This window comes from Undibacterium sp. SXout20W (assembly GCF_049340285.1).
Classification (GTDB): Bacteria; Pseudomonadota; Gammaproteobacteria; order Burkholderiales; family Burkholderiaceae_D; genus Undibacterium.
In genome coordinates this window covers 1-26307 of sequence record NZ_JBMPPH010000010.1, presented here as the reverse complement: position 1 = coordinate 26307, position 26307 = coordinate 1, and the positions used below count along the sequence as shown (strand labels likewise).

Below are 26307 nucleotides of genomic sequence, written 5' to 3'. Positions count from 1 at the left end.
GCGAATTTAACCCGAATTTAAACCAAATTTAAAACATACAGCTCAACGATATGTCGATACCTACATCAGTCAAGGCGTTTTTGCTTACCTTCATATGGGTAGGAATGCTGGCCATTTTTTTCTCTGAGGTTGAAATTCAGATTGAAGGCGCCGCAGGATGGGGAGCCAATCTGCCAACTTGGCGTATCGAAAAGCACTGGTTATTGGATTTGTTTTGGGGTGGACGCGCAATGACGGGTTATCACGCCTGGGTATTCCCATTCATCGCGATGTTTTTCCACTTTCCGTTCTTTTTTGGAGAAACGTGGACACTCAAACTACAAGCACGCGTGATTGCCTGCATTATCGAATTCTGGATTTTGGAAGATTTTTTGTGGTTTGTACTGAATCCGGCTTATGGCATTGAAAGGTTCAATCCTGATATCGTGAAATGGCATCACAACTGGATGTTGGGAACACCAATCGATTATTGGATCGGGGGCGCCGTCGCGGTATTTTTATTTGTGTACTCGTTTCGCGATTTACATCGAAATTCGCTTAATGCCTATAAATAAAAATGTCTGCTAAAGAATTTTCATTCAGCAGACAGCAACGAATTTCAGAGTTGGCACGGCACAAATTAAACGCCTCGCTCTTTTTATGCACCATTACTTGGTGGCGTCACGGATGCCGATGATCCCGTTTGCTTTTCCGGAATTTTAAATCCAGCATACGTACCAGCACTCATACCCAGAAGCGTTAAAATATGCGAGTCAAAATCTGGCATAACGACGTTCTGCACGACGTAAATCAAAAACAAAATACCGAACAAGGCATTAAATACCAGCAATTGAAATCGATATAAAGTTAATCCTTGAGCATCACTTAAAATATCATTCCAAAATCCGTGACTTTCAAATAATTCGTTTTGTTTACTCGCATCAACGCCAGCGGCGGCCAAATAAGTTGCGCTCCCTATCCCCATTAAACCTAAAGCACCGGTCGACAATCCTGGAATGCCTTCAGAAACAATCCACAACCAGACATAAGAAATCAGCACAATCAAAAACCACCATGCCATTTGTACACGTGCCATGCTAAATGTACGTGATTGCACGGGAATTTTTGTCTCACCAGGGGGCATATCCCGCAATAAAGCAGAAGCCTGTCCTAGTCGAAGTAAAACGACAGTCGCCAAAGCAATAAAGGCAAACCCCAATAACAAATACGGGACTTGGACTATTTGATAGCGCAATTTTCCTGACGCGATCACACGTTCACCACTTCCATCATTAAAACTGACCGTATAGGCGAGATCACGCTGAAAACCATGTTTAGCGTCGCGCCAGGGTGACCCAGATAAGACTTCACGTAGCTTATCCATGTCCGCGCCGTCAGTTTGGGGTAAAAAATAATACAAGCCATATTTCCCCCTCCGCAGGATTGCAATCAAGCGCTTTGAGTGGCGTCAACAACCCATTGATACGTAAATTAAGCTGAGCTAACTGCTCAGACGATGCTTTAGAACAAATGCCAGCAAAATTAATGTTAAAAGACTGATCAACATGTATAGAAATTGGTACCTTCACTGCACTTGGAGGTGAAGGTGAAGGTGAAGGTGAGGGTGAAGTCTGTCCGAATACTGATGTACTCAAAGAAATAAGCAGATAGATTAAAGTCATTAAACTAAATAATCTAAAGCTCGCCAGGTGTCTCATGTTTTGTCCCTCCGTTCAGGCATTCACCAAAATGGGCATTTTGTTGCAGTGAGCTTGATTCCACATTAATTTTATTGAGCACCAGGCTTTTTTGCGAAATTTTATCGTCTTTATTATTTCAATATCAAATTACTGCCAAATCCGCTGCGCATTCATGCCTTAAATAGTATCAAAAACTAAACAGTTCGTTACTTTTATTACAAAAATTTGTATGGTTTTAGCTACCGATGATTTGGTCCACTTTTTGACGCCGTTAAAACCGTCTAAAATTATTTTTTAGACAATACTCAAGCAGCCCGCAAGAAGGTAAAATGCGGCATGCAAAATTTTAGTGAAGACACCCACGTCCAGAATGAGGATGACCTCGCTCTGCAGACGTATTTCAAAACTGGTATTTCTCCTGACGACGTTTCTGCCGTTTTCCCTTTGAGACGCGGCCAGCCTGTACTGCAGGCGTTTACGGCCTTATTTCATGGTGGATTTAACGGGGTCTTGTTACGGCTGTTGGTGCTGCGCGAGTTGACTGCGGATGTCAACTCACCTTCGTTAAGCCGCGCTGATATCAATACCAAACTCGGTTATCTGGAGCCTGAAGCGCTAGAGACGGTATTAGCGCGTTTGCGCTCGACAGGGTTGTTAATCTGGGATGCAAGTCAGTCAGTCTACCGAATCGCACCCACTGCTCGTAACGTGTTGTCTGCCATTGAATCCTTGTTGCAAGTCGAAGAAAACAATGATCAGGCAGAAATGAGCTACATGCTGACGCAAGTCGCCGGTGCGCAAGCGGTTGGCGGTGTCTCTGTCGAACAATTACATCATTTGTTAGGTCGCCTGATTGAACTGACGGAGGAGTTTTCTGATGCAATCGCTTCGGGCTCAGAATTTCAGTTGCGTGCTGCACAGCAAAAATGGCATACGGCTTGCGATTGGGTAGAAAAAGGCTCGCAAATCATTCATGCGATCACGCATGATGAGCGCGCAGATGCCGCCACCCACAGGGCAGCGCAGGCAATCGGACGCGCACAAAGTGCCTTATTGAATATGCAAGGCATGTTTTCAAGGGCACTGAACCAAATCGAACGGCAACGGGTTCATCTTGGCCAATCTGGTCTATCGACCACTGATATTAAAACCTGGTTGCTGCAAAAAGACGATCTGGCGGCGCTTGCCGATGAAGCCTTAGCACAACCAGTAACACCGCTTTTTATCACGCCGTCAGAAATGATCGACGTGGCTGAAAGTGAATTACTCAGTCATCGCGTATCGGCCATCGCTGGCGCTTTACCGGTAGGAGAAAACGCAATCTCTGTTGCTAACGATGATAGCGATGCCTTGCATGAACTCGATCATTGGTTAAATTTATTGCATACGACCAAGGCACAAGATAAACCCGTAGCGCTTCAGGATATTTTGTTACCTGCCAATTTTGCCATCGCCTCGTATCGTGCATCGATGTTGCCACTACTTGGCGATGCCAATGAATCCGCGTTGCAAGGCGCAACGGCAACCTTAGCGCGGTTACCTTTGGTTTTCAACTCCAAAGACAAAATGCAAAAGCTACATGATCCGCATATTGCGGCGATGTCGATTGCTAGTCTGAGCTTCTTAGAACGAAGCGAAACAGCACCTGAGTCAACCAGCACACCTGTACCGAATAGAGAAACACCATGACCGAAGATGCACAAATTCTGATTGCACGCTTGCTAGCGCACCAAACCTTGCGCCGTGAAGACAAACTCGTGAAACGTGCATTATCAGATGAAATTTTCCGCACAGAATTGGATACACGTCTCAAAGCCTGCGGTATGAAATTCATGGATAACGTGTATGCCGATTACGTCACGCTGGCACTCACCCGCGATAGCGAATCCAAAGTATTTGGCACAAAAGAAACCTGGCAGAACAATAATTTTGGTCTGGCACGCGATGGTGTCGCACTGTTAGTTGTTCTCTGGTCGTTGATCATTTTACCTAAACGCGAGCGACAAGAAGCGCATCAACTCGCCGAAGAAGACCAGAACGATATGTTTGGTAAAGAAAAGCCTTTGCCACGCGCAGAAGACACTTCCATCGGTATTTCATATCGCGCTTTGCTGGCAGATTTTGGTGACAAGTTAGGTAAGAAAACACGCATGGATATGAACTTGGGACAGCTTGCCAGAGTTGGTTTTGTAGAACGCAAAGGCGATCTGATTTTAGAAGGCCCACTGTTGGATTTATTGATGGATACGGACACGTTAAAAGACCGCATCATCAATGGTGCGTTATCGGATATTTTTCACATTCCCGTGCCTCGCACGCCCGCAGTAATCGCGGCAGATTCTGCCGACAACATTGATGAAGAACCTACGCCAGATAACGAGTGATAAGCAAGCAAGCTCAGCGTTAATCTACCTTCACCAGACAAAAGAATACACACCATGTTTCATATTAAATCGTTAGAGTTGGTTCATTGGGATTATTGGCAGCGGATCAAAAATATTCCACTTGATGCCAAGATTATTACTATTGCCGGGCAAAACGGCTCAGGCAAAACCACTTTGCTGGATGCTTTGCGTACTTTGTTCGGTCTTGAATGTTCGATGGGGCGTTCGTACAAACATTATGCACGTCACTCTGGTCAGCAAACGGCATGGATACGTTCGGTCGTCGATAATAGCGCGGTGGGGCCACAGATTTCCAATCGTCCATTTCGTATGTCTGGTTTATACGATGATGAAGTCACTCTGTTTTGCAAGATAGAAAAAAATGGCGGTGACTGGAAGCGTCAGTATTTAATGCGCGGTGGTAAAGTTGAAATCGAAGAAGTCACTGAAGCGAATGATTGGCTTGGCGTAGAGAGCTATCGTAAACGCTTATCCCATGCAGGTTTATCGAATGCGATGGGAAAAGTACTGGCGCTGGAACAAGGTGAAACTGACAAGCTATGTGAATATGCACCGCGCCAATTGCTGGATCTGGTGTTCCAGGTATTCGGCGATAAAGAAGTGCTGGATGCCTATGACGATGCGAAGCGCCATCAGCGTGACACGGAAACCGAGTTACAACGTTTTGAAACCGAACTCGAAGGCGCAAAAGCCAACCTCGAAGGTTTGCGCCTGAAAGTCGCGAATTACCACCAATACGAAAGTCTGAGCAAAGAAAAGCGCGATCTGCAAGAAGAAATTTTACCGACGCTGCAATATCACGAAGACTTGGAAAAAGCCAACGCGACCAGCCAGTCTTTACGTGCTTCACGCCGTTTCCTGAAGACCCAGGATGACGCTTTGACAGAGCGTCGCCAGCATTTGGCACAACAAGCCCAACAGGTATCAGAATCCAAGCAAGCAGAAGCCGCACTAGAATCCGAAGAGTCATCGCTGCGTGAGAAGCTCTCGCATATCAATGCTAAATTAAAACCGCAAGAAAGTTTGCTGGAGCAAAAAGCACGCTTACAAAAACTAGCCGCCGAAGCCGATGCCGATGTTGCTAACATCGCTGATGATCTGGAAAAGAAAGAAGCCGAGCTTTCACGTCAAAAATCCGAACGCGACAGCCTGAGTCAACGTATCGCTTCTGAGATGGATACGATTGCGGCGCTGCAAGGTAAATCCAGTTTGCCTGACCCGGAAAATGTACGTCAAATGCGTCGTGCTTTGAATGATGCGAATATCAATCATTGCATGTTGCCGGATATTGTCGAGGTCACAGACCCGCAATGGCAAGGCGCCGTCGAAGGCGTGTTACGCGGTTATACATCGGTGATTTTGCTCGACAAAGCGAGCGACGCGGCTGCCGCTTATCGTATCGGTGAAAAACAAAAGTACAGTCACTTCATCGTTCCCGATCGTGTCAGTGCGCCCATCGTCAAAGATCGCAGCCTGATGTCTGTTGTGAACTTCACGGCACAAGCACCGGCCTGGCTGATCGAGCAATTACAACGCATCGACACGGTTGCGTCGATTGAAGCAGGCATGAAACTGCCACGCTCCCAGGAATGGATTACCCCCGACGCTTATCATTTTGAACGCCGTGGTGGACGCTCTTTATTTGTCGATGCTTCGCGCTATCGCTTTGGTAATGCAGGTCGTAGCCAACGTCTGGAAGCGTTACTCAAATCATTGCCGCGCCTGCAATCGCAAGAAGACGTGCTGACGATGAATATCAGCAAACTGGCAGGTGAAATCAGCGCTTATAAAGCGCGTCTGGCCGGTGTTGACGCAGCAAAAGAGCTGAGTGCTCGCCACGCAGAATTTGAAGAAGCAAGCCGCAATACGCAACCGCTCAAACAGCAACGTATCGAAGTCGGTAGTCGCCTGGGCGAACTCGCACCTTTACTCAAAGCTGCAACCGAACAACGTTCAATTGCCCATTTAAAATGGGAGCAAGCGAAGGCTGCGATTGCTGATGCTGAAACCCAGTTACGCACATCTGAAAAACGCCACGCTGAAGAACGCAAAGCCCAATTCGAAACCTTGCGTGCGATGCGTACAACCTGGCACACACTCCCACCGAATTGGAAACGTAGTTCGCACCGTAAGGATTTGGTTGCTGAACATGAAAACGTGCATCAGATCGAACTCCGCATCCGTAGTTTGACGAATAATCTGGCTCGTGATGATTGGGAGACAGACTCAACGGTAGTGGATCAGTACACCCGTTTAAACGCTCTGCTACAAGGTCGTCAAGCGGAAACCGACGAGCGCCGCTATCAAAACAACCGTGCTATTGAAGCCACCGTTAATGCGCGTGCTGCGTATATGGACCGCTTACGCTTTACGATCAAATCGTACAGCAAAAATATCAAACAACTCGGTGAATTGGCAGGGATTGAAGTTCACACCGATCCGGTTAAGCTGGAAAACGATGACATCCAACTTGCACAAGCAGGCTTGCATGTCCGGTTTAAGTTTGATGGCAAAGGCCCTATCGGCATGAATGACGGTGAAGCATCCGGTGGTCAGCAGGTCATGAAGTCGCTGATTCTCTTGATTGGCTTGTTGAAATCAGAAGATGGCTCGGGCGGTTTCGTGTTTATCGATGAACCATTTGCCCATTTGGATATTCGTAATATTCAGTTAGTCGGCGAATTCCTCAAAAATACCGATGCACAATATCTGATGACGACGCCATTGACGCATAACACCGACGTCTACGACCCATCCGAATTGACGCTAATCACCAGCAAAAAGAAAAAAGACACCGAATGGGCGCAGCCGATTTTTGTCTTGCAACGCAAAACCGAAAAAGTAAAAGAACGCGCATCAACATAAAGAAAGTCTCTCAGGCCGAATGCAACCCGCCAACGCCGTGCGTACGCTGTCACCACGTGGGTTGCTCCTGCCCAACCAAACTAAAACGACTTTAGAAAAGCATGCCGCGGCGGTGTTATCATGCTTGCTTTACATAGTTCTCCTCTGCATCTATGTCTATCCCCGCCGCTACTGAGCAAACTGCTACCGTCAAGAAATATCTTCCCTGGGTCGTTGCCATTGCCTTGTTTATGGAGCAATTGGATTCGACGATTATCAATACCGCAGTGCCAGCAATGGCGGCTAGCTTGCAGGTCAGTCCGTTGAGCTTAAAAGCGGTCGTGACCAGTTATATCCTGAGCCTGGCAGTCGGTATACCAGTGAGTGGCTGGATTGCAGATAAGTTCGGAACCCGTAAGGTATTTAGTCTGGCGGTAGCCATTTTCACGTTATCTTCAGTGTTATGTGGCTTGTCGCTCAATCTACCGATGCTGGTCGCTGCCCGCATTATGCAAGGGATGGGGGCAGCGATGATGATGCCAGTTGGAAGACTCACTATCGTGCGCACATTTCCAAAGTCTGAATTGTTGTCGGCAATGAATTTTGTGATTATTCCCGCATTAATCGGGCCACTCTTAGGACCAACCGTTGGCGGGCTGATTGTCCACTGGCTCTCTTGGAGAGTCATTTTCTTCGTCAATGTTCCGGTCGGTCTGGCGGCGCAATATTTGATTCACCGTCACATGCCAGATTATTATGGCGAAGAGGCGCGGCCATTGGATGTGAAAGGATTAATCCTATTTGGCACGGGTGCCGCTTTGCTATCGTGGTTGCTGGAAATTTTTGGTGAACATTCAATTTCACAAACATTGACGTTGACCTTATTTATATTGTCGCTGGGATTACTTGCCTGGTATGGATGGCACTCGCAACATACCGACATGCCGCTCTTAAAATTACAACTATTCGCAGTTCGTACCTTCCGTGTCTCAGTAGTCGGTGGCTTCATCACGCGTCTTGGCCTTGGTGGTTTGCCATTTTTATTACCTTTACTATACCAATTGGGATTAAATCTGCCAGCATGGCAATCGGGCTTATTGATGATGCCAGCAGCAGCGGCTGCGATGTTTATGAAACTCATCGCGAGTCACGTATTACGTCGTTTCGGCTATCGCCAGGTATTGATTGTCAATACTCTTATGATAGGGGTCACAATCTGTACATTTTCACTTATCACTCCGGAAACGCCGTGGCACCTGATCGTTCTGCTTAGTTTGACGCAAGGTTTTTTCAATTCGCTGCAATTCACCAGTATGAATTCGATGGCATATGCCGATATCAAACCTAACGACACAAGTATGGCGAGTACCATCGCCAGTACCTTACAACAAATGTCCATGAGTTTTGGTTTAGCTTGCGGCTCTTTAGTCACAGCATGGTATCTGAGCGGATTACCCCAATCGGACAAGATTGCTGTGACATCCGCACTCCATCACGCCTTTCTTACTCTCGGTGTGATGACCTTGGTGTCATCGCTTACGTTCTGGACTTTAAAACCGGAGGATGGCGAAAGTGTCAGCAAAGGTAGCGTGTAAATTTTACAAGACGTCGATGTTTTGATATATCAAAGAACAACAAACTCTGATAGCAAGCAGTCAATTTCTTGAGAACTCAAGCTGGATCAGGCACAATCCAGACTAGAATTTTTTTGGATAAAACTATGAATGTTGATGCAGGAGTAGGATCAGACGCGCTGGCACAAGCGATCATCGTCAATGAAACAGGCGATAACCGTGATCCACATTATGCGCCAGAAGAACACGGTGTCTGTGCCAATTGCGATACTGTACTAACAGGTCGCTACTGTCACGCATGCGGACAATCGGCGCATATTCATCGTTCTTTGTTGCATATGCTGGAAGAATTATTACATGGCATTTTTCACTTTGAAACCAAGGCCTGGCGCACGATTCCAGCATTAATCTTTTCACCGGGCAAGCTCACCCGCAACTATATCGCTGGTCAACGAACTCGTTACGTGTCGCCACTGGCGCTGTTTCTATTTCTCATTTTTTTAATGTTTTTTGTGTTTTCAATAACGAGTACCCACTACACCGAAAATATCGATAAGAAATCACAAAATGCCCATGTGAGTATCAACAAAGATCTCGATACAGCAAAAGCAGACCTCGCCAAGTTGGTCGCAACGCGAGCAAGCCTTGCCAAAGGTGACGCAAAAATCGAAGAATTGGATGAAGAAATAGCCAGTACCCGCACTGAAATCTCCTTACTTGAGGTGGCCTTAAAATCAACCAAGACAGACATAAAAAATACTTCAAAAACTGATGATAAAAGCATTCTCAAAGTAAATAGTGATATCAAAACAGACAGCGCTGATGAACTAAAAGATGCTTTAAATCTGACACTTGACGATAAAGATATTACTGTCAGTCCCTGGATCAAAGCTGCCATTCAACATGCAAAAGAAAATCCCGACTTAATTCTTTATAAAATGAAGAGTGCCGCATCTAAATTTGCTTTTTTATTGATGCCGATTTCTTTGCCCTTTTTATGGCTGATGTTTGCCTTCAAGCGCCAATACGTCATGTTTGATCATGCAGTTTTTTCGCTCTACTCTTTGTCATTTATGGCACTGTTGATTATGTTGATTACGATTCTCGGCCGATTTGATTTTAGTGCAAGTGCCGGTGCATTCGCCGTCTTTGCACCACCAATTCACATGTTTGCACAGTTACGAGGTACCTATGCCCTGAATAAATGGGAAGCATTGTGGCGGACTATTTCGTTGCTATTTATTGCGCTGATCTCTCTCATCATCTACGCACTTCTGGTCATTCGTTTGAGCGCATAAAGACTTCTATTATAAAAAAGGGCACTGTGTGCCCTTTTTTATTTCTTAGCCATGTAACTGCGTCCAAGTGTCAAAACGCATTGTTTTTTCCGAGATGATTTAATCCAAACGTGTATATGTAACGCTACGCTGTAACACGTATAGTCGAATTTTCGTGACTCTACATGCTTGGATGTAGATGCAAATGCAAGCGTTGGTCATCAGCTTCTAGCGCCGCCTGACATTGAATACAACGCTCCACTGTTGGTTCTGCTTCCAGTCTGGCAAATGGAATCAATGCACCACACGTGCAACAAACGTCGATAATGTTTTCACTTAAACGAGCCTGCGCTTTTTGTAATGCTCGCCACTCAGCGTGCTGATGTAAAAATTGTGCCATCGCATCATGGTTAAGCACATCCGTAATCACACCATCACCTTCGCCACCTTGTTGCTGCTCATGACTAGGATTATGCAGTCGTAACTCCGCTTGAATTGCTTGCTTTGAGTTGTCGAGTTTTGATTTAAGTATTAATTGCTGTTCATGGTTAAGGCTCATATTTTCCCCGGCAAATATCGTAATAACGGACCCAGGCAAAAAATCATCAGTCGGCGGAGATCCACTGATGAAACTGCTTAGTTACGTCAAAAAAGATTTCATTCATTACCGTCTTGCATCAGACTAGTTCAATTTTTTGTAAGCAATGAACTTCATGATTGAAGTAGGCAAGTCGAATGAATATGAAACCAGATTACTCTGCTCAGGTTAAACAACTTTGATACACCGCAATATCTATGCCGCACGTAATACCAAGTTTTTAAATCATGTGACTACCAAATCTGAAGTCATTCATGAAATTCGGCATGTTATGCGCCTTATCTGGCTATGTCGTGATCCATTCAGATTCACATTCACATTCAGAGCGACAAATTTAGATCAAACATAAATCAAAATCCCTAATGGATCCCAAAAATTGTGCAATCTAGTCCGCGCCAGAAACATCATTACGTTGTGTCAAATCACCTTCCACGACTGCCGTAGCAACTTCCATTGCTTGGTAAAAGGAACTAACTATATTCCGTAAAGATAATACCCATCAGTGCAACCACGAGAAGAGAAATAATACCGATCATCCCTTCAAACCAATCAGCCAGATTTAATATCTGTTTAGCCTCGACCGAACCCGAGTCACAAATTTTCTTATTGTATTCACGGTGGGCGGCAACAGCAGCTGACATTTTTGCAATTGTTTCTTGATTACTGAAAATGTATTGCATTGCCTCGTCATGTTTACCTTCTGCATCCTGAGCCATTACTTTTTCTATGAGCGAAAAGTAAGCATCGATCTTACTTTTTTCGTCGATCAACAGATTTTTATCTTTATCATCGGCAATATCATCTTTTTCATACTTACTTAATGCATGTTCCACTTTAGCTTTTTCTGGACCAATACTATCGTGTAAAGCTTTCTTTTTTTCTTCGTCGTTGGTTGCCAAACTTTGCCAGGTGTTGACTCGTATATTTGAAAGTGCGTCGGCAGCCCGATCTAACTCAAGCAAACTCAGCGCATTATTAACGTTAACATAATTGGCGGCATTAAATACTCGATTAATCTGATATAAACCAAGACCTGTCGCTATCAACATAACAATAGTGGCAAATAAAATCAGTAAATAAACTCGTTTAACTAACGTCATTTAGCACCCCGCTTCAGTTATCTTCATAAAACCGGAGAACCTTAGACTCAAAAGGAACGAAGAAGAATCGATTATTTATAGACAAATTACTGTCACGAAAAAAACATGAGTGCCTTCAGTAACGTCATATAACTAATGGTTCAGAAATAAAGCAGGCAACGCAAAATTTCTATTAATTGCGACAATTATTTGTGAATGAACGAATGCAAATCCTGCCCTACATTTCTGGTCGGCGTCGTAACTGGATTCGCATTTTTAGGTTACCAAACCGGACAAGTCCAGGATATCGCTAGCATTGGCGATTAATAGAAAAGGACTGAAGAGTCGTGAAATATCAGACGCCGCTTTTACTGGATAGATAAATTCAAACTCTTGCTGCAGGAATTAATTATTTGGCGACAATCTTACTTTGTGATCGCACGAAGGCCAGGGACAGATACATCGTAAAGGGGAGCCTTGCTTTGAAACATGCGAGAAATACGAATACCAAAAATAACATTTTAAGTGACATGAAATCTGTACTCATTGGCAAGTACGATAGTGCCCTGAAAAAATATTGAAAGCCTGTCACTTGGCATGCAAACTCAACAAAAATTTTCAGGGCTTTAGTGACACATTAAAATTCTTCCCAATCTTCAGTTTCGGAAACACCAGCGTTATTTCCTTTGGCTGAGGAAGCGTCATTGCGTGCCTTGGGTGCAGGTTTAGCAGCAGGTATAATTTGACGCTTTGCCGCTGTAGTGGTCAACGCGGGACTTGTAGTCGATTTAGGGGTTTTGGTACGCGATACTGAGGGTAACGCAGAATGTACGCCGCTAGCACTATTCACGACGTTACTTAACTTAAATACAGAAACAACCTGAGTCAAACGTGTGGCCTGATCTTGCAAAGAAGAAGCGGCTGCAGCGGCCTGTTCAACCAATGCGGCATTTTGCTGCGTGCTTTCATCCATGTGCATGACTGCTTGATTGATCTGATCGATACCTGAACTTTGTTCATGGCTCGCATTGCTGATTTCACTGACAACATCATTCACCTTTTGGATGCTCGTCACGATGTTATTCATAGCGACACCAGCTTGATCTACTAACTTGGTTCCTGAATCAACTTTTTCGACGGAATTATCAATCAGTGTTTTGATTTCTTTTGCAGCGGATGCAGAACGTTGTGCAAGGTTACGGACCTCTGCCGCGACGACGGCAAAACCACGACCTTGTTCACCGGCTCGCGCTGCCTCTACCGCCGCATTTAAGGCCAGAATATTGGTCTGGAACGCGATGCCGTCAATGACGCTGATGATATCTACAATTTTTCTCGAGGAGTCATTGATTGCCGCCATCGTTTCGACCACTTGCGACACGACTACGCCACCGTCGACCGCCACATTAGACGCTGCATTTGCCAAGGTATTGGCCTGACGGGCATTGTCAGAGTTTTGTTTAACCGTACTGGTTAATTCTTCCATGGACGAAGCAGTTTCTTCTAGTGCTCCCGCTTGCTGCTCAGTGCGAGAAGACAAATCCATATTTCCTGTCGCAATTTCCGCTGACGCCGTGGCAATTGCATCGGTTCCATGTCGGATCTGCGTGCAAATAGCCTCGAGACTAGATGCCATTTCCTTCATGGATCCCATTAACTGTGCAACCTCATCCGTTCCGGAAACATCAATACGTTGTGTTAAATCGCCTTCAGCGACGGCCTTAGCGACTGCCATTGCTTGATGCAAGGAACTAACCAATTTCCGCGCAAGAGTAATACCCATCAATGCGACCACGGCAATAGAAATAATGCCGATCAGACCCGCAAGCCAATCAGCGTGATTTAATATTTGTTTAGCCTCCTCTGAAGCAGCCGCACCGACCTGCATGTTATATTCACGATGGGCGGCAATAGCGGCTGACATTTTTGCAATTGTTTCTTGATTGCTGAAAATGTATTGCATTGCCTCGTCATGTTTGCCTTCTGCATCCTGAGCCATTACTTTTTCTATGAGCGAAAAGTAAGCAGCGATCTTACTTTTTTCGTCGATCAACAGGTTTTTGTCTTTATCATCGGCAATATCCTCTTTTTCATACTTACTTAATGCCTGTTCTACTTTTACTTTTTCTGGACCAATACTATCGTGTAAAGCTTTCTTTTTTTCTTCGTCGTTGGTTGCCAAACTTTGCCAGGTTTTGACCCGTATATTTGCAATTGCGTCGGCAGCCCGATCTAACTCAAGCAAACTCGGCACCACATTAACGTTAGCAAAATTAGCGGCATTAAATACCCGATTAATTTGATATAAACCAATACCCGTCGCCATCAACATGGCAATACTGACAAATAAAATAAGCAAATAAAGACGTTTTGCGATAGACATTTCATCTCCCTAAATGACTAGTACTTTTTTAAAGTTCGCGGCCTGATAAAAAAAATTTTTAATTCTCATTAATTATTTCATTCAGGAAAATTCTACCTTAAAGCAACTTGCATCCAACTTTGCCCTAGATACCTATCTTTTAAACTTAATTAACAATGTGTTGTTTAAGATCACTTTCTAAAATATCAATATTTTCAAATGTTATTTGCATTTTTAAACTTACAAAATGAGCTCTTCAATGTAGGAATAAAAAGCAATAAATACAAAGAATTAAGTAGATTATTCCTATATTTGCGGATAAAAAAGTAAAAACGAGATTGGAATAATCACAATCTCGTTTTTGGGTACTTGAAAAAATACCTAAACTTTTACGTCGCGATGAACAATGTTCAATGGACTTGGAAATTCAACTCATGCTTGTCGATAGTTGTTGAGCATTTTATAACTTCTTGCGTAAACAGCAAATGTTAGGGCTGCCAACAATGCAAAACCGGCAAAGAAGAACATCAAGAAAGCCGTGCTACTGATCCCTGTCGTCTTAATTTGTTCCAATACCGGCGCACTTTTAACACTGGCATCGGCTAACAAGACCCATAGATTACCGATGGTCACTGACAGGCTCCAAAAACTCATAATTACGCCTTTCATCGCCAAAGGTGCCTGACCATAAGCGAATTCGAGACCTGTTGTAGAAACCAGTACTTCACCCATTGTGAGCAAAGCATATGGCAAGACCTGCCATGTAATCGACAACGCGTTGCCGCCGTCTATTGCAATTTGCATGAAACCCACCACAATCCATGCGATGCCTGAGAAAGCAATGCCTAAGCCCATACGACGCAATGCCGTAAGTTCTAAACCCAGGCGCTTGCACAGTGGATACAGGACCAAATTGTTGAACGGGATCAGCAGCATTACCAGCATTGGATTCAACGCTTGCATCTGCGATGATTGAAACCAAGAAGGCTTGGTCATGGAATTGGCCTGTACCACCCAGGTGGATGCTTTTTGGTCAAACAACGACCAGAAAGGTGTGACCAAAGCAAAAATAACCAGTACACGCAAGACAGAACGAACACCATCCACCGTCGCATCAGGATGAATACCGTAGGCGCGATCTAATTGTATCCATGCGCCAATACCGCCAAACCCCAGCAGCAAGACTAAAGCAAGACAAAAAGCCGGAACCAGTCCCAAACTTGGTGTCGTTGCTAATGCACCAACTGCTGCTGCGACACCAAATACCGCGACAAATAAGCCTGTACGGGGTTTCCCGGCAACTTCAGTCAATAAAGCGGTGCGTACGACATTCAAAAACGAATGTGGATCTTTGGCAACCGGTGCAACGTGCACATATTTTTTACGTCCCGACCAAAAAATAATCGTTGCGATCAGCATCAAAACACCCGGAATACCAAAGGCGATGCTGGCGCCATATTGTTTCAAGAAAATAGGCATTAACAATGAAGCGAAGAAAGAACCGAAATTAATGATCCAATAAAACGCATCAAATACCTTTTGTGCGAGATTACGGTTACTTTGATCAAACTGATCGCCGACAAACGACGAGACCAAAGGTTTAATTCCGCCCGACCCTAATGCAATTAAAAACAAGCCAACATAAAATCCACGTGGATTATCGTCGTACATCGCCAGGCAAGCATGACCTGCGCAGTACACCAAACTGAGCCAGAACACCGTATTGTATTTACCAAAAAAACGATCCGCTAACCAGCCACCGAGCAAAGGAAAGAAATACACGCCGATGACAAAGGTGTGAAAAATCTCTTTTGCCATACCAGCACGCATATTTTCTGGCATCGACAGCAGCAGACTACTTATCAGGAACGAGGTGAGAATATTGCGCATGCCATAAAAACTAAAGCGTTCACAACCCTCGTTGGCAATGATGTATGGTATCTGCGACGGCATCTTCGCTGTCACAGCGGTCGCTGCTGTTTGACTCATGTGTCTCTCCAGTTCATTTTTTTTGAAGAATAAAGAAGCGGCCCGGATAAAGGCCGCTTTTAAATAATAGGTGCCTGTCATCAGTGAATAACAGGCTTAGGTGAAACTTACCCCAAATATATTAGCGACGCAGTATCCTGATTTAAAAGCAGCAAGTCAAGCCAAAATTTGGTCAATTTTTAGCCTATTTTCAGCACCTGAATCAGGAAATACTCTTCTTCTTTCGCATGGCTTTAACGTCTTTAAATAATATTTGCTGGCTTCACTTTCCTGAAAGTCCGCATAGGAAGACGGACAATAAAACCAATCAAGAACACCGTCAAAAGCACTTCCAATATTGTCATCACCACTGCAAACAATGGATTCCAACGCTCAGCACGAGAACGATATTTCGTCATCATGAGATCACGATTAATTTCTATGCTGTCGTAAAAGGTCGGCACAACCAATAGTGTCAGCAATGTCGACGTAATGGTGCCACCAATAATTGCAATTGCCAGTGGACGATAAAATTCTCCTCCCTCGCCCAAGCCAATTGCTACTGGCAACATACCTGCAATCAAGGCAAACGTCGTCATTAAAATCGGGCGTAAGCGTTTGCGTCCGGCATACATTAAGGCTTCTTCACGATCGAAACCCTCTTGCTCACGGGTCCGGGCGCAGTCGAGCAACAGAATCGCGTTTTTCGCCACTAGCCCCATCAGCATAATGATGCCAATGAAACTCATCAGATTCAATGTGCCGTTTGTCAGCAGTAAAGCCAGCACGACGCCAATCAAACTCAGCGGTAATGACAACATGACAGGAATCGGTGCAGTAAACGAACCAAACTGCATTACCAGGATCAGATACATCAAACCGATACCCATGACGAGCGCAATGGTCATTTCAGTGAATAATTCCTTCTGATCTCGCGCAGCACCGCCAAGGTCAAGCGTGTATCCCGGCGGGAAACTCATTGCCTTAGCGATTTTCAATGCATCAGCAGTCACTTCGCCCGGTGATCTGCCTTGCGTATTGGCAGATACCGCCATCATGCGCCGACCATCGGTGTGCTTAATTTGTGATGGTCCTTTACCCATTGTAATTTTGGCGATCTGCTCTAGCGGTACCATGGTGTCACTATTATTGACGGCGATAGGCAGGCGTTCGATGTTTTCGGCGTTGATCCTGTCGTCCGGATGTAGTCGCACAGCGACATCGCGTGCTTCACCTGTCGGATCGACCCAATCACCCACCTCGACACCGGCAAAGGCAACTCGTAATGCTTGCGCGGCATCATTAACGGAAATTCCTAATGAATTTGCCAACCCCCGATTGAGCTCTATCTGCAATTCATCTTTCGGATCTTGCTGCGACAAACCGACATCCACTGCGCCTTTGACCTTGCGCAGCTGATCCATAAACTCATTGGCAATAATCAATAACTTACGAGCATCCGGACCTGAGAAATTAATCTGTACCGGTTTGCCGCCGCCATTTCCAAGATCATCCTGCACCACATATTCAGCGCCAATGATTTGAACCAGCAACTTACGTAAATCGCCTGCGACCTCCGCGGCGGATTGTTGACGTTCGGTACTTTTACCAATATCGACATAAACCCTTCCACCACCACTATTAACCGTACTATTGGTGGCTTTAGTGACTTTCATACTGCGCGCCAGGCCTGCAGCCTGCTCCACTTTGAGGCGCGAATATTCAAGACTGGAGCTCGATGGGGTACGGATATCAATGAAAATCGTGCCATTATCAGCACTTGGTAAAAAACTGGAACCGCCAAAGGTCACATGTAAGGCAATTGCACCAACAAATGACGCACCGGCAATCACTGCCATCCATGCCCGATGATGTAAGGCCCAGGCAATCACATGACCGTAACGATCAGCCTGGTGATCAAACCAATCATTAAACCGTGCGAGGACAAGACTGATCCCTTTCTTGGGCGCCAGGTGATGGCCGACCGGATCACCCCAATACGCTGATAACATGGGATCAAGGGTAAATGAAATAAACAAACTGACCAGCACTGAACTGGCGACCGTCAATGCAAACGGGCGAAACCATTCACCTGAAATGCCCGGCATAAATGCGACTGGAATAAATACGGCGATAATCGAAAACGTTGTTGATGCTACCGCTAAGCCAATTTCTTTCGTGCCGTTGCTCGCAGCGGTACGTCGGTCTACTCCCATCTCCATGTGGCGAACAATATTTTCGCGCACCACAATGGCATCATCAATCAAGACGCCAATAGCTAATGACAATCCCAGTAGGGTCATGAAATTGAGCGTAAATCCACAGAGCCAGATAGCGATGAAAGCAGCAATCACAGAGGTTGGCAAACTCAAGGCTGTAATTAATGTTGAACGCCAGGAATTCAAAAATACATAGACCACAAAGATGGTCAAGACGGCGCCAAACATCAGTGATTCAATCACATTGTCCAAACTGCTCTCGGCATCTTTACCACCATCCTGGGTGATTTCCAGTAATGTCCCCTTAGGCAGTGACTTATTAATTTCCGTGACCAATTCACGAACCCGATTCGCTACAGACACCGTGCTGGCATCTCGCGAGCGTGTAATTGACAACCCCACGTTCGGATGGCCGTTATGCATACTAAGACCATTGAGTTCCGCGAAACCGTCTTTAATCTCTGCAACCTGCGCCAGCCGTATTACTTCGTTGCCGCGGTGTTTAACAACAATGGCCTGAAAGTCTTGTGGAGACTCAATACGACCAATCAAGCGGATACTTTGCTCGGTCAAATGCCCGGTCACTTTACCCACAGGGGCCGTTGTATTCTGATTCCTCAGTGCAGTGACGACTTCCGAAACGGACACATTATATTCACGTAACTTTTGTGCGTGAAGCAACACGCTTAGTTCGCGTCTCAATGCACCATCGACATTGACAGTGGCGACACCATCGATAGCACGAAACTTATCCGCCAATTCGTCTTCCGCCTTGCGCGAAATTTCGGCGTGACTCAGACTATCCGATGACAACGCCAATTGCATAATGGGCTCGGCGGATGGATCTCGCCTTTCCAAAACGGGCTCGCGCATTTCTACCGGCAATTTATAACGAACAGAAGCAATCGAATTACGCACTTCATCCGAGGCTTCCACCATGTTTTTACCAAAATTGAAAATCAAAACGATCGTCGCCGAACCTTCGTTCGCTGTTGAACGCAATTGATAGACACCGGTAATACTTTGCATCGCCTTTTCGACACGATTAATGATCTCGCGCTCCACTGTATCCGGTGACGCCCCTGGATAGGGAATACTGACGACTAACACAGGCTGTTGTACATCTGGAATTTGATTGACCTTCAGCTTTTTAAGTGCCAACAAGCCGAGCGCCATTAAAGCGATGATGATAACAATCATCGCTATTGGGCGTTTGATACTGAAATCGGATAAAAACATGGCTTATTTCCCCGACGAATTAGCGGCTGACTGGCCTGCCGGCGTGGTAACTGAACCGGGCAAAGCAAGGGGCAGTTGCGTGGTGGCGGAAGCGACCAGCTGGACTGGTTGCCCATCTTTTAAGATGGAAATTGGGTTGCGGATGACGCGATCTCCGTCTTTCAATCCTACTTGTATCGCATAGTCACCATGGCGAGCGTCGCGCTCTCCCATAGTTAAAGCAGTCTTATGGATCTTTCCATCTTTGAGCACCCACGCAAAAGCTTTGTCTCCTTCACGTACAATTGCAGAGCTCGGCAACGTCAATGATTGCGTTGCGCTTGCCTCGACGACACCCTCTGCATATAAACCGGAAACACGCGGTTGTACGCTGTCATTAAATGTCACCAACACCTCTACCTGGCGGGTGGTCGGATTTGCAGCCAGATCAATACGTTTGATCTTTCCGTTAAACTCCTGATCACCATAGCCATTGATGTGAAAACTCACCGATTGGCCGACCTTTAGCTGATTCACTTTGTCCGCGGAAACTAAGCCTTCAAATCTCAGACTGGTAGGATCGATGACTTTTACTAACTCTTTACCCAACTGTGCCGTATCGCCCGACGACACTTTGCGTTCGCTGACAACGCCATCAAATGGAGCTCGTACTTCCGTGCGCTGTAACTGTTGTCGCGCTTGCACAGTCCGTGCTTTGGCGGCGACCAGGTCACTTTGGGTATTATTGCGACGAATCTCTGCATCTTCTAACTGTTGCGTTGAGGTCATGCCTGATGCGCGCAGTGTTTTCAAACGTTGGAATTGGCGTTCAGCCTGATCAAAAGTCTGAACCGCAGCCCGTTCTGCCTCTTCAGCGGAATGCAGACCGTCTTTAATCGATGTATCGTCCAGGCGCACTAATAAATCTCCACGCTTGACTGTTTCACCGTTTTCTTTGAGCACTTGCAAAACGACGGAGGAAATTTCTGCCCGCAAATCTGCTTTGCGCTCTGGCTGAACCGAACCTGTAATGACCGGCCCCGAGGATAAGGCATTGCTGTGGATGAGTAGCAGATCTTCCTGCGTGACCTTTAAAGTCTGATCAGAAACCGTTGCTGAAGCACTCACTTTTTTATCGTCGGGTTTTTCTTTACTACAACCTGCCAATGCGAGAGTGATAGCCAACACGAATAGATGAGGTCGTAACATGGTGAGTCTCCGGATTTCAGAAGTGGTAAACGCGAGTAGGGTATTTTCTGATTCAGACCCAGGGCGACTAATATCGTTTTTGACGCATTTGCTGCCAGCTGGTATCGCTTGTTTCAGGATAAATTCTTCGCGTATTTCTTGTTAGCTAAGCAGTATCTATGAGAGTTAAAGTTCTTGTCAATCAGGCATTGAGATATTCAAATATAAAATGCATTTCTTGCTATTTACGTCGTTATTTGCGCTCACCGAGCAGCTAATCGCGCGCCATTCCACGGCTTTTTTCCTTGCAATTTCACTACAACTCCGGTAGTCTCCGGCCTCCTTTGCTTTTCCCTCATTCTTTGTGTCAGTCATCGTTTCCAGCACCCCCTCCACCACGCCCCGACCACCTGCGACAGTTTTAATTGCAACTGATGTATTTGGACATACACCCGCAGTATCCGGTTTAGTACGCCAACTTGGTATCAATGCCCTCGTTGTCAGCCCTTGGGACGATAATGAAACAGAGTTCCGTACCGAACACGACGCTTACCAAGCCTTTATTGTTGAAGGAGGTATAGCACGTTATACGAATAAGCTGCTTGGTATTCTGCAGGACCAATCGGCATTGCGATTTGTTATCGGATTTAGTGCTGGCGCCAGTGCTCTGTGGATCAATAGTGCCCAGGAGTGTATGAAATCCGTCGAACACGCGGTTTTATTTTATGGCTCTCGCATTCGGGATTTTCGGGAAATTAAGCCAGTTTGTCCGATGCGTCTCATTTTTGCTGAGGAAGAAGCAGCATTTGATCCCTCTGCTTTGGTCGATGATTTGAATCGCCATGGTCAGTCAGCTGAAATGGCAAAAGGTACGAAGCACGGGTTTATGAATTCCTATTCGCGTGGCAGCTGTGTTAAATCTCAAACGCGTTACTTAGCGGAGATCATCGCACTAATCCATGCAAACGCTGATAAGGAAGCAGCATAAAAACACATTGCTCACTTTCACGTATCAGCAGACTTTTGTCAGCAAAACTCATCCGTATCGTCAAGAAACATCGCGAGAGAATCTCAATCCTTAAATTGCCTAAAAAGCAATTTAATTTGAGTTAATACCCACTCCTCCTTTATACTTCGGCGCGCGTGACACAATCACCAGCTAGTTGCATTGATTACAACAACCCGTAAGCAATCGCACGTTCGTCAGTTTTTTACTTATTTTTATCATTTTATTCACATTTTTTGCGGAAAATGATTCAGCCATATCCGGCACAAAGAATCTCCCTTCCGCGCGGAGCCATAAGCATGACCGCTTTTGTATTTAACGAAATCAATTTTGACAATCACGAACAAGTCGTTTTTGCCTCTGAAGCTAAATCCGGACTCAAAGCCATTATCGCCGTTCACAACACCAACCTTGGCCCAGCAATGGGTGGTTGCCGGATGTGGAACTATGCAAGCGAAGCTGAAGCCGTACGCGATGTATTGCGCCTGTCCCGCGGTATGACCTATAAAAATGCGGTTGCCGGACTGCCTATCGGCGGCGGTAAAAGTGTCATTATCGGCAACCCGAAAACTGACAAAACACCTGCTTTGTTTGAAGCACTTGGTGAAGCCTTAGAACGCCTGGGTGGTCGCTATGTTACGGCAGAAGATGTTGGCACTAGCCCTTCTGACATGGCAAGTGTTGCCAGTAAAACTAAATTTGTGGCCGGTCTTGGTGATCGTGGCGATCCATCACCTTATACAGCATTAGGTTGCTTCGTCGGCGCGCAAGCGGCTGTCAAGCATCAGTTGAAGCGTGACACCATGGAAGGTTTGACCGTTGCGTTGCAAGGGCTGGGCCATGTGGGTTACGACTATGCACGTCGCTTGAAAGAAGCCGGTGCGAAATTGATCGTTGCTGACATCGATCAGGCTGCGCTGAAGCGCGCACAAGAAGAGTTAAATGCCGAAGTAGTTGGTATCGACGCCATCTATGATGTTCAAGCGGATATCTATGCACCTTGTGCGTTGGGTGCAACCTTGAACACTGACACTTTATCGCGTCTGAAAGCGACCATTGTCGCTGGTGCCGCCAATAATCAGTTAGCCTCGCCAGAAATCGGCGACGCGTGCCGTCAAAAAGGAATTTTGTACGCGCCAGATTTTGTCATCAACGCTGGTGGCATTATCAAGGTTTGCTATGAATACCTGAACACACCTGAAGACGGCATGGATGCTCACGTACGCCGCATCGGCGACACTTTAGCAGAAGTGTTCGCCCGTGCTGACGCGGAAGGCCTGGCGACCAGTATCGTCGCTGATCGCATCGCTGAGCTAAAATTCAAACGTTAAGTTAAAACCAATCTCACCGGGTTTACTTATCAGACGAAGCCACCTGTGCAATACAGGTGGTTTTTTTATTTTTTGAAACATAAAATCCAATACATCTACATCAAACCAGAAACGAAAAATAATATACTCCCACTTATTTATTCATCGTTGCAGGCATTATTTGGCATCATTTCTCTTGAAGAATTTTGCCGTCAACGCTACTATCACTTTCTTATTTATCAAGAAAATCTAAGGCATCCGCGATGACGACACTCATAACAAAACGCCTTCGTCTAGAACCTATCAATGAAAGCCATCTTGAAGGGCTGTGCAAATTAAACAGCGATCCATTAGTGATGCGATTTATTTCCGGTAAGGCCGAGACCAGAGAAGAGACGATAGCAATGATTTCGCGTGTGCAGGAACGTTGGGCGGAATTTGGTTACTCTTGGTGGAGTTTTATTGACATTGAAAACAATGAAATTATCGGCGCTGGTTGCATCCAACACTTGGGACGTGACCGCGCTAACCCACTTGAAATAGGATGGAGATTACGTCCTGACAAATGGCATCAGGGCTACGCATCCGAGGCAGCCAGAAGCATGGCAAGGTTTGCTTTCGAGGAGCTACAAGCAGAGACACTTTGCGCGGTTTGTATGCCAGAAAATACTGATTCATCAATTGTGATGATCAAACTTGGCATGACGTATAAAGGTTTAGAACATTGGTACAACGAAGAAACCGCTGTCTACTCCATGACAAAATCCACATGGTTCGATACGTTCAACGCATCTAATTCTATCCAGTGATATTGGCATATAGGATAAGTTTCCAATGCCGCCCACTACGTGTGGCGCATGTCGGTGCTAAAAACAATATGTTCGTCCACCACCGCCAGCAGACGCGAAACAACTGACGCAAGAGTGCATCTCGCTGAGGTTGCTGAGGTTGCTGATATAGAGTCTTAGATTTACGCTTTTTTCAACATTGTTCAACATTGTTCAACATTGTTGAAATCGGAAAATTCAAATGAAATTGTAAATACTAACCCTGTACCACCCGGCGCATCAGACAAAAGAATTGTTGCACCATGCAACTCAGCGACATTCTTAACAATAGCCAGCCCCAACCCGCTACCTGACTCACCACTACCTTCAACGCGATAAAACCGATCAAAAATGCGCTCTCGATCGGTGACAGGGATTCCCATACCGTTATCACTAACGATAATTGAAAACCTGTTCCCATCATTTTTTACACTAACGTCAACACGTCCATTGTTCGCGGTGTAGCGAATCGCATTATCAACAACATTTCCTAACATGACGCGTAACGAATCAATATTGCCCTGGATAAAAATATCTTCCTCACTGACGTCAACACCGAGATCGATATTTTTATTTTCAGCCAATAAAGAAAAATCGCCAACAACTTGTCGTGCTAATTTTGGCAACGATATTTTCCGATCTATCTTTTGCTCATCCGCATCACTTTGACGCGCCAAAATGAGTAATTGCTGAACTAAATGGGTAGCGCGATTCAAGCGCTCATGTAATTTTTTTATTCCCGATTTAAGCTCTTCCTCATCAGTCATGCGCTCCACTAACTGCAATTGCAGTTTAAGTGCTGCCAAGGGGGTCCGCAGTTCATGTGCAGCATCTGCAACAAACATTTTTTGTAATTGAATAGAACTGTCGACGCGTAAAAATAAGGCATTAATTGCATTCACAATCGGCATCATTTCTGGCGTATAAGCTTGCGTTTCAAGCGCCTGCAATGAATCTGCGGAACGCTCACCTAATGCATTGGCCAATTTAGTCAGCGGCTGCAAGCTACGGCCAACAACAAACCATATCAACGAAGCCAAAACCGGTATCAATATCAGAAAGGGAATTAAAGAACGCAATGCAAGACTAAGCTCAATTTTTTCTCTGTCCAAAATCAATTGACCAACCTGAACTACTTGCTGGTTACTTTCTTCACTATAAATTCTCCAGGCATTACCACCTGCTATCACCTCGAAAAAGCCAGTTTTTTCATAGCACGGTAAATTTTTTGCAGGATTTGATGTAAACACCATGACGCGGTCTTTATTCCAAACTTGAACGACAATTTTCTTGCCTGGATGTTTGTCTGTTGTCTCACTTTGCTGCAAACTCATATTGGCGGGAAATGAGCGAACAATTTGCTTTAGCTGATAATCAAATAACTCATTGGTTTCATGTCTGACTTTGAGATAACTGCAGATGCAAACGACGATAATAGTAATCACCATTCCGGACATTAGTCCGAGCAACAGTTGCTGGCGTATGGTTCTCATTTTCCCAGGTCATTCATTAATTTATATCCAACGCCACGAACATTTTTAATAAATTCTGCGCCCAATTTTTTTCTCAACATGTGAATATAGACTTCGATCGTGTTGCTCTCAATATCTTCATCCCATCCGTAAATTTTCTGCTCTAACTTTGCCTTCGAAATCACCTTTCCCGGTGTATCTAATAAAGCCAACATAAGATTAAACTCGTTGAGTGATAAATGAATTTCATTCCCTTGAAAAAATGCTTCATGAGTCGACGTATTCAAACTTAATCCACAGTGACTAAGCACTGTCTCTTGTAACAAATGGCAGCGCCTCAACAAAGCTCGTATTCTCGCGTACAACTCATCGAGATCAAACGGTTTTACCAGATAATCATCAGCGCCAGTATCGAGACCCTTTATGCGGTCAAAAGTAGCATCTCTCGCGGTAATAATTAATATTGCAGCGCTACCTTTGTTTTGTCGGTATCTACTCAATACATCCAGGCCTTGTTTCTTAGGCAAGCCAAGATCAAGCAGTACCAATTGATAATCTGTATTTGCCAACGTCGCCTCTGCGGCCAGTCCATCAGTCACCCAGTTGACTTGGTATCCTTCTTTTTGCAAGCCCTCAACCAGACTCTCACCGATCATTAAGTCATCTTCAATCACTAATAATTTCATGTACTTCGATTCTTTCTTTCTCAGATAGTCGTTTTTTTAAGCAAGAAATTTATAAACGTCGATTGCCATCATCTCAGAGTTCGCCGCAATTGCAAAATAATTTCTTTTAAGAAATTTTTCTGATGATATTTAAAGAGAAATTAAGAAATACTTAAAGAATGCTTAAAAACTTTACATCGCGATTGAGGCATATTTTTTTATCTCGAAAATTAAAATTAACTTAATTAAAGCCAAATACAACAAGAAAATTCCCCATTTCTCAATGTCTTTTTCTTGTCACAAATCTTTCTTAGGATGCGAGCCATCGTAAGAAAAAAAATCATTTAAAAACTTAATTCATCGACTTCAGATTATTTGAGTTTGGTGCATATGTGGAAGTCACATTGAACATCAACCATTGAACATCAACCATTGAACATCAACCATTTTTAAATTTGGTGAATGTGATTTTAAGTTTCGTCATTTTTCTCGCTCCGGCGATTTTTTATTTGTTGTTGCAGCTATTACATTTTCATCTATTTCAACCCCAGGATTATTTATGTCTAACGCAATTCCATTTCCTAAGCGCTATTTAAGCCACGCACTGTCCGTTTCT

18 protein-coding genes are annotated in these 26307 nt (G+C 44.9%); 9 read left to right on the top strand and 9 right to left on the bottom strand.

Annotated elements, in window-relative coordinates; genetic code table 11:
- Nucleotides 1-104 precede the first annotated feature (104 nt).
- Entirely contained in the window at nucleotides 105-554 is a 450-nt protein-coding gene (locus ACO0K1_RS07520; protein WP_423024311.1) for a hypothetical protein, read from the top strand.
- A gap of 83 nt (nucleotides 555-637) precedes the next feature.
- Here ACO0K1_RS07520 and ACO0K1_RS07515 read toward each other — a convergent pair whose 3' ends face one another.
- Nucleotides 638-1363 carry a hypothetical protein gene (locus tag ACO0K1_RS07515; protein ID WP_423024309.1) on the bottom strand — a complete coding sequence of 242 codons (726 nt, stop codon included), beginning with the start codon at nucleotides 1361-1363 and terminating at the stop codon, nucleotides 638-640.
- Nucleotides 1364-2015: 652 nt separating this feature from the next.
- Between ACO0K1_RS07515 and ACO0K1_RS07510 the strand changes: the two genes are divergently transcribed.
- From ACO0K1_RS07510 to ACO0K1_RS07490, 5 genes are all read left to right on the top strand, one after another.
- The gene (locus ACO0K1_RS07510; protein WP_423024307.1) at nucleotides 2016-3368 is read left to right on the top strand and encodes a hypothetical protein; all 1353 of its coding nucleotides are present in this window, start codon (nucleotides 2016-2018) and stop codon (nucleotides 3366-3368) included.
- Entirely contained in the window at nucleotides 3365-4063 is a 699-nt protein-coding gene (locus tag ACO0K1_RS07505; RefSeq protein ID WP_423024305.1) for a hypothetical protein, read from the top strand. The genes ACO0K1_RS07510 and ACO0K1_RS07505 overlap by 4 nt, the downstream gene beginning before the upstream one ends.
- Before the next feature lie 54 nt (nucleotides 4064-4117).
- Nucleotides 4118-6949 (top strand): ATP-binding protein, encoded by a 2832-nt coding sequence (locus ACO0K1_RS07500; protein ID WP_423024303.1) that lies wholly within the window; start codon nucleotides 4118-4120, stop codon nucleotides 6947-6949.
- A gap of 152 nt (nucleotides 6950-7101) precedes the next feature.
- Nucleotides 7102-8523, top strand: a complete 1422-nt coding sequence (locus tag ACO0K1_RS07495) for a DHA2 family efflux MFS transporter permease subunit (protein WP_423024301.1) — start codon at nucleotides 7102-7104, stop codon at nucleotides 8521-8523.
- A 125-nt stretch (nucleotides 8524-8648) separates the two neighbouring features.
- Nucleotides 8649-9800: a DUF3667 domain-containing protein gene (locus ACO0K1_RS07490; protein WP_423024299.1), complete on the top strand. Its 1152-nt coding sequence runs from the start codon at nucleotides 8649-8651 to the stop codon at nucleotides 9798-9800.
- Between the two features lie 160 nt (nucleotides 9801-9960).
- Here the strand turns inward: ACO0K1_RS07490 and ACO0K1_RS07485 are convergent, their stop codons facing one another.
- The 6 genes from ACO0K1_RS07485 to ACO0K1_RS07460 form a co-directional block, all read right to left on the bottom strand.
- Entirely contained in the window at nucleotides 9961-10338 is a 378-nt protein-coding gene (locus tag ACO0K1_RS07485) for a TraR/DksA family transcriptional regulator (protein ID WP_423024297.1), read from the bottom strand.
- Between the two features lie 509 nt (nucleotides 10339-10847).
- Nucleotides 10848-11477, bottom strand: coding sequence for an MCP four helix bundle domain-containing protein (locus ACO0K1_RS07480; protein WP_423024295.1), 630 nt, complete (start codon nucleotides 11475-11477; stop codon nucleotides 10848-10850).
- A gap of 616 nt (nucleotides 11478-12093) precedes the next feature.
- Entirely contained in the window at nucleotides 12094-13839 is a 1746-nt protein-coding gene (locus ACO0K1_RS07475) for a methyl-accepting chemotaxis protein (protein WP_423024293.1), read from the bottom strand.
- A gap of 411 nt (nucleotides 13840-14250) precedes the next feature.
- Nucleotides 14251-15807, bottom strand: coding sequence for an oligopeptide:H+ symporter (locus tag ACO0K1_RS07470; protein WP_423024291.1), 1557 nt, complete (start codon nucleotides 15805-15807; stop codon nucleotides 14251-14253).
- A 242-nt stretch (nucleotides 15808-16049) separates the two neighbouring features.
- Complete coding sequence (locus ACO0K1_RS07465) at nucleotides 16050-19244, bottom strand: efflux RND transporter permease subunit (protein ID WP_423024289.1); 3195 nt, start codon at nucleotides 19242-19244, stop codon at nucleotides 16050-16052.
- A 3-nt stretch (nucleotides 19245-19247) separates the two neighbouring features.
- On the bottom strand, nucleotides 19248-20432 hold the full coding sequence (locus ACO0K1_RS07460) for an efflux RND transporter periplasmic adaptor subunit (protein WP_423024287.1): 1185 nt from the start codon (nucleotides 20430-20432) through the stop codon (nucleotides 19248-19250).
- Nucleotides 20433-20775: 343 nt separating this feature from the next.
- Between ACO0K1_RS07460 and ACO0K1_RS07455 the strand changes: the two genes are divergently transcribed.
- The 3 genes from ACO0K1_RS07455 (at nucleotide 20776) to ACO0K1_RS07445 (ending at nucleotide 23536) form a co-directional block, all read left to right on the top strand.
- Nucleotides 20776-21399 carry a hypothetical protein gene (locus ACO0K1_RS07455; protein ID WP_423024285.1) on the top strand — a complete coding sequence of 208 codons (624 nt, stop codon included), beginning with the start codon at nucleotides 20776-20778 and terminating at the stop codon, nucleotides 21397-21399.
- 317 nt (nucleotides 21400-21716) lie between these two features.
- Complete coding sequence (locus ACO0K1_RS07450; RefSeq protein WP_423024283.1) at nucleotides 21717-22748, top strand: Leu/Phe/Val dehydrogenase; 1032 nt, start codon at nucleotides 21717-21719, stop codon at nucleotides 22746-22748.
- Nucleotides 22749-22990: 242 nt separating this feature from the next.
- Complete coding sequence (locus ACO0K1_RS07445) at nucleotides 22991-23536, top strand: GNAT family N-acetyltransferase (protein ID WP_423024281.1); 546 nt, start codon at nucleotides 22991-22993, stop codon at nucleotides 23534-23536.
- 182 nt (nucleotides 23537-23718) lie between these two features.
- Here ACO0K1_RS07445 and ACO0K1_RS07440 read toward each other — a convergent pair whose 3' ends face one another.
- Nucleotides 23719-25047 (bottom strand): ATP-binding protein, encoded by a 1329-nt coding sequence (locus tag ACO0K1_RS07440; protein ID WP_423024279.1) that lies wholly within the window; start codon nucleotides 25045-25047, stop codon nucleotides 23719-23721.
- The gene (locus tag ACO0K1_RS07435; protein WP_423024277.1) at nucleotides 25044-25712 is read right to left on the bottom strand and encodes a response regulator; all 669 of its coding nucleotides are present in this window, start codon (nucleotides 25710-25712) and stop codon (nucleotides 25044-25046) included. Before ACO0K1_RS07435 ends, ACO0K1_RS07440 begins: the two co-directional genes overlap by 4 nt.
- Nucleotides 25713-26307: the final 595 nt, after the last annotated feature.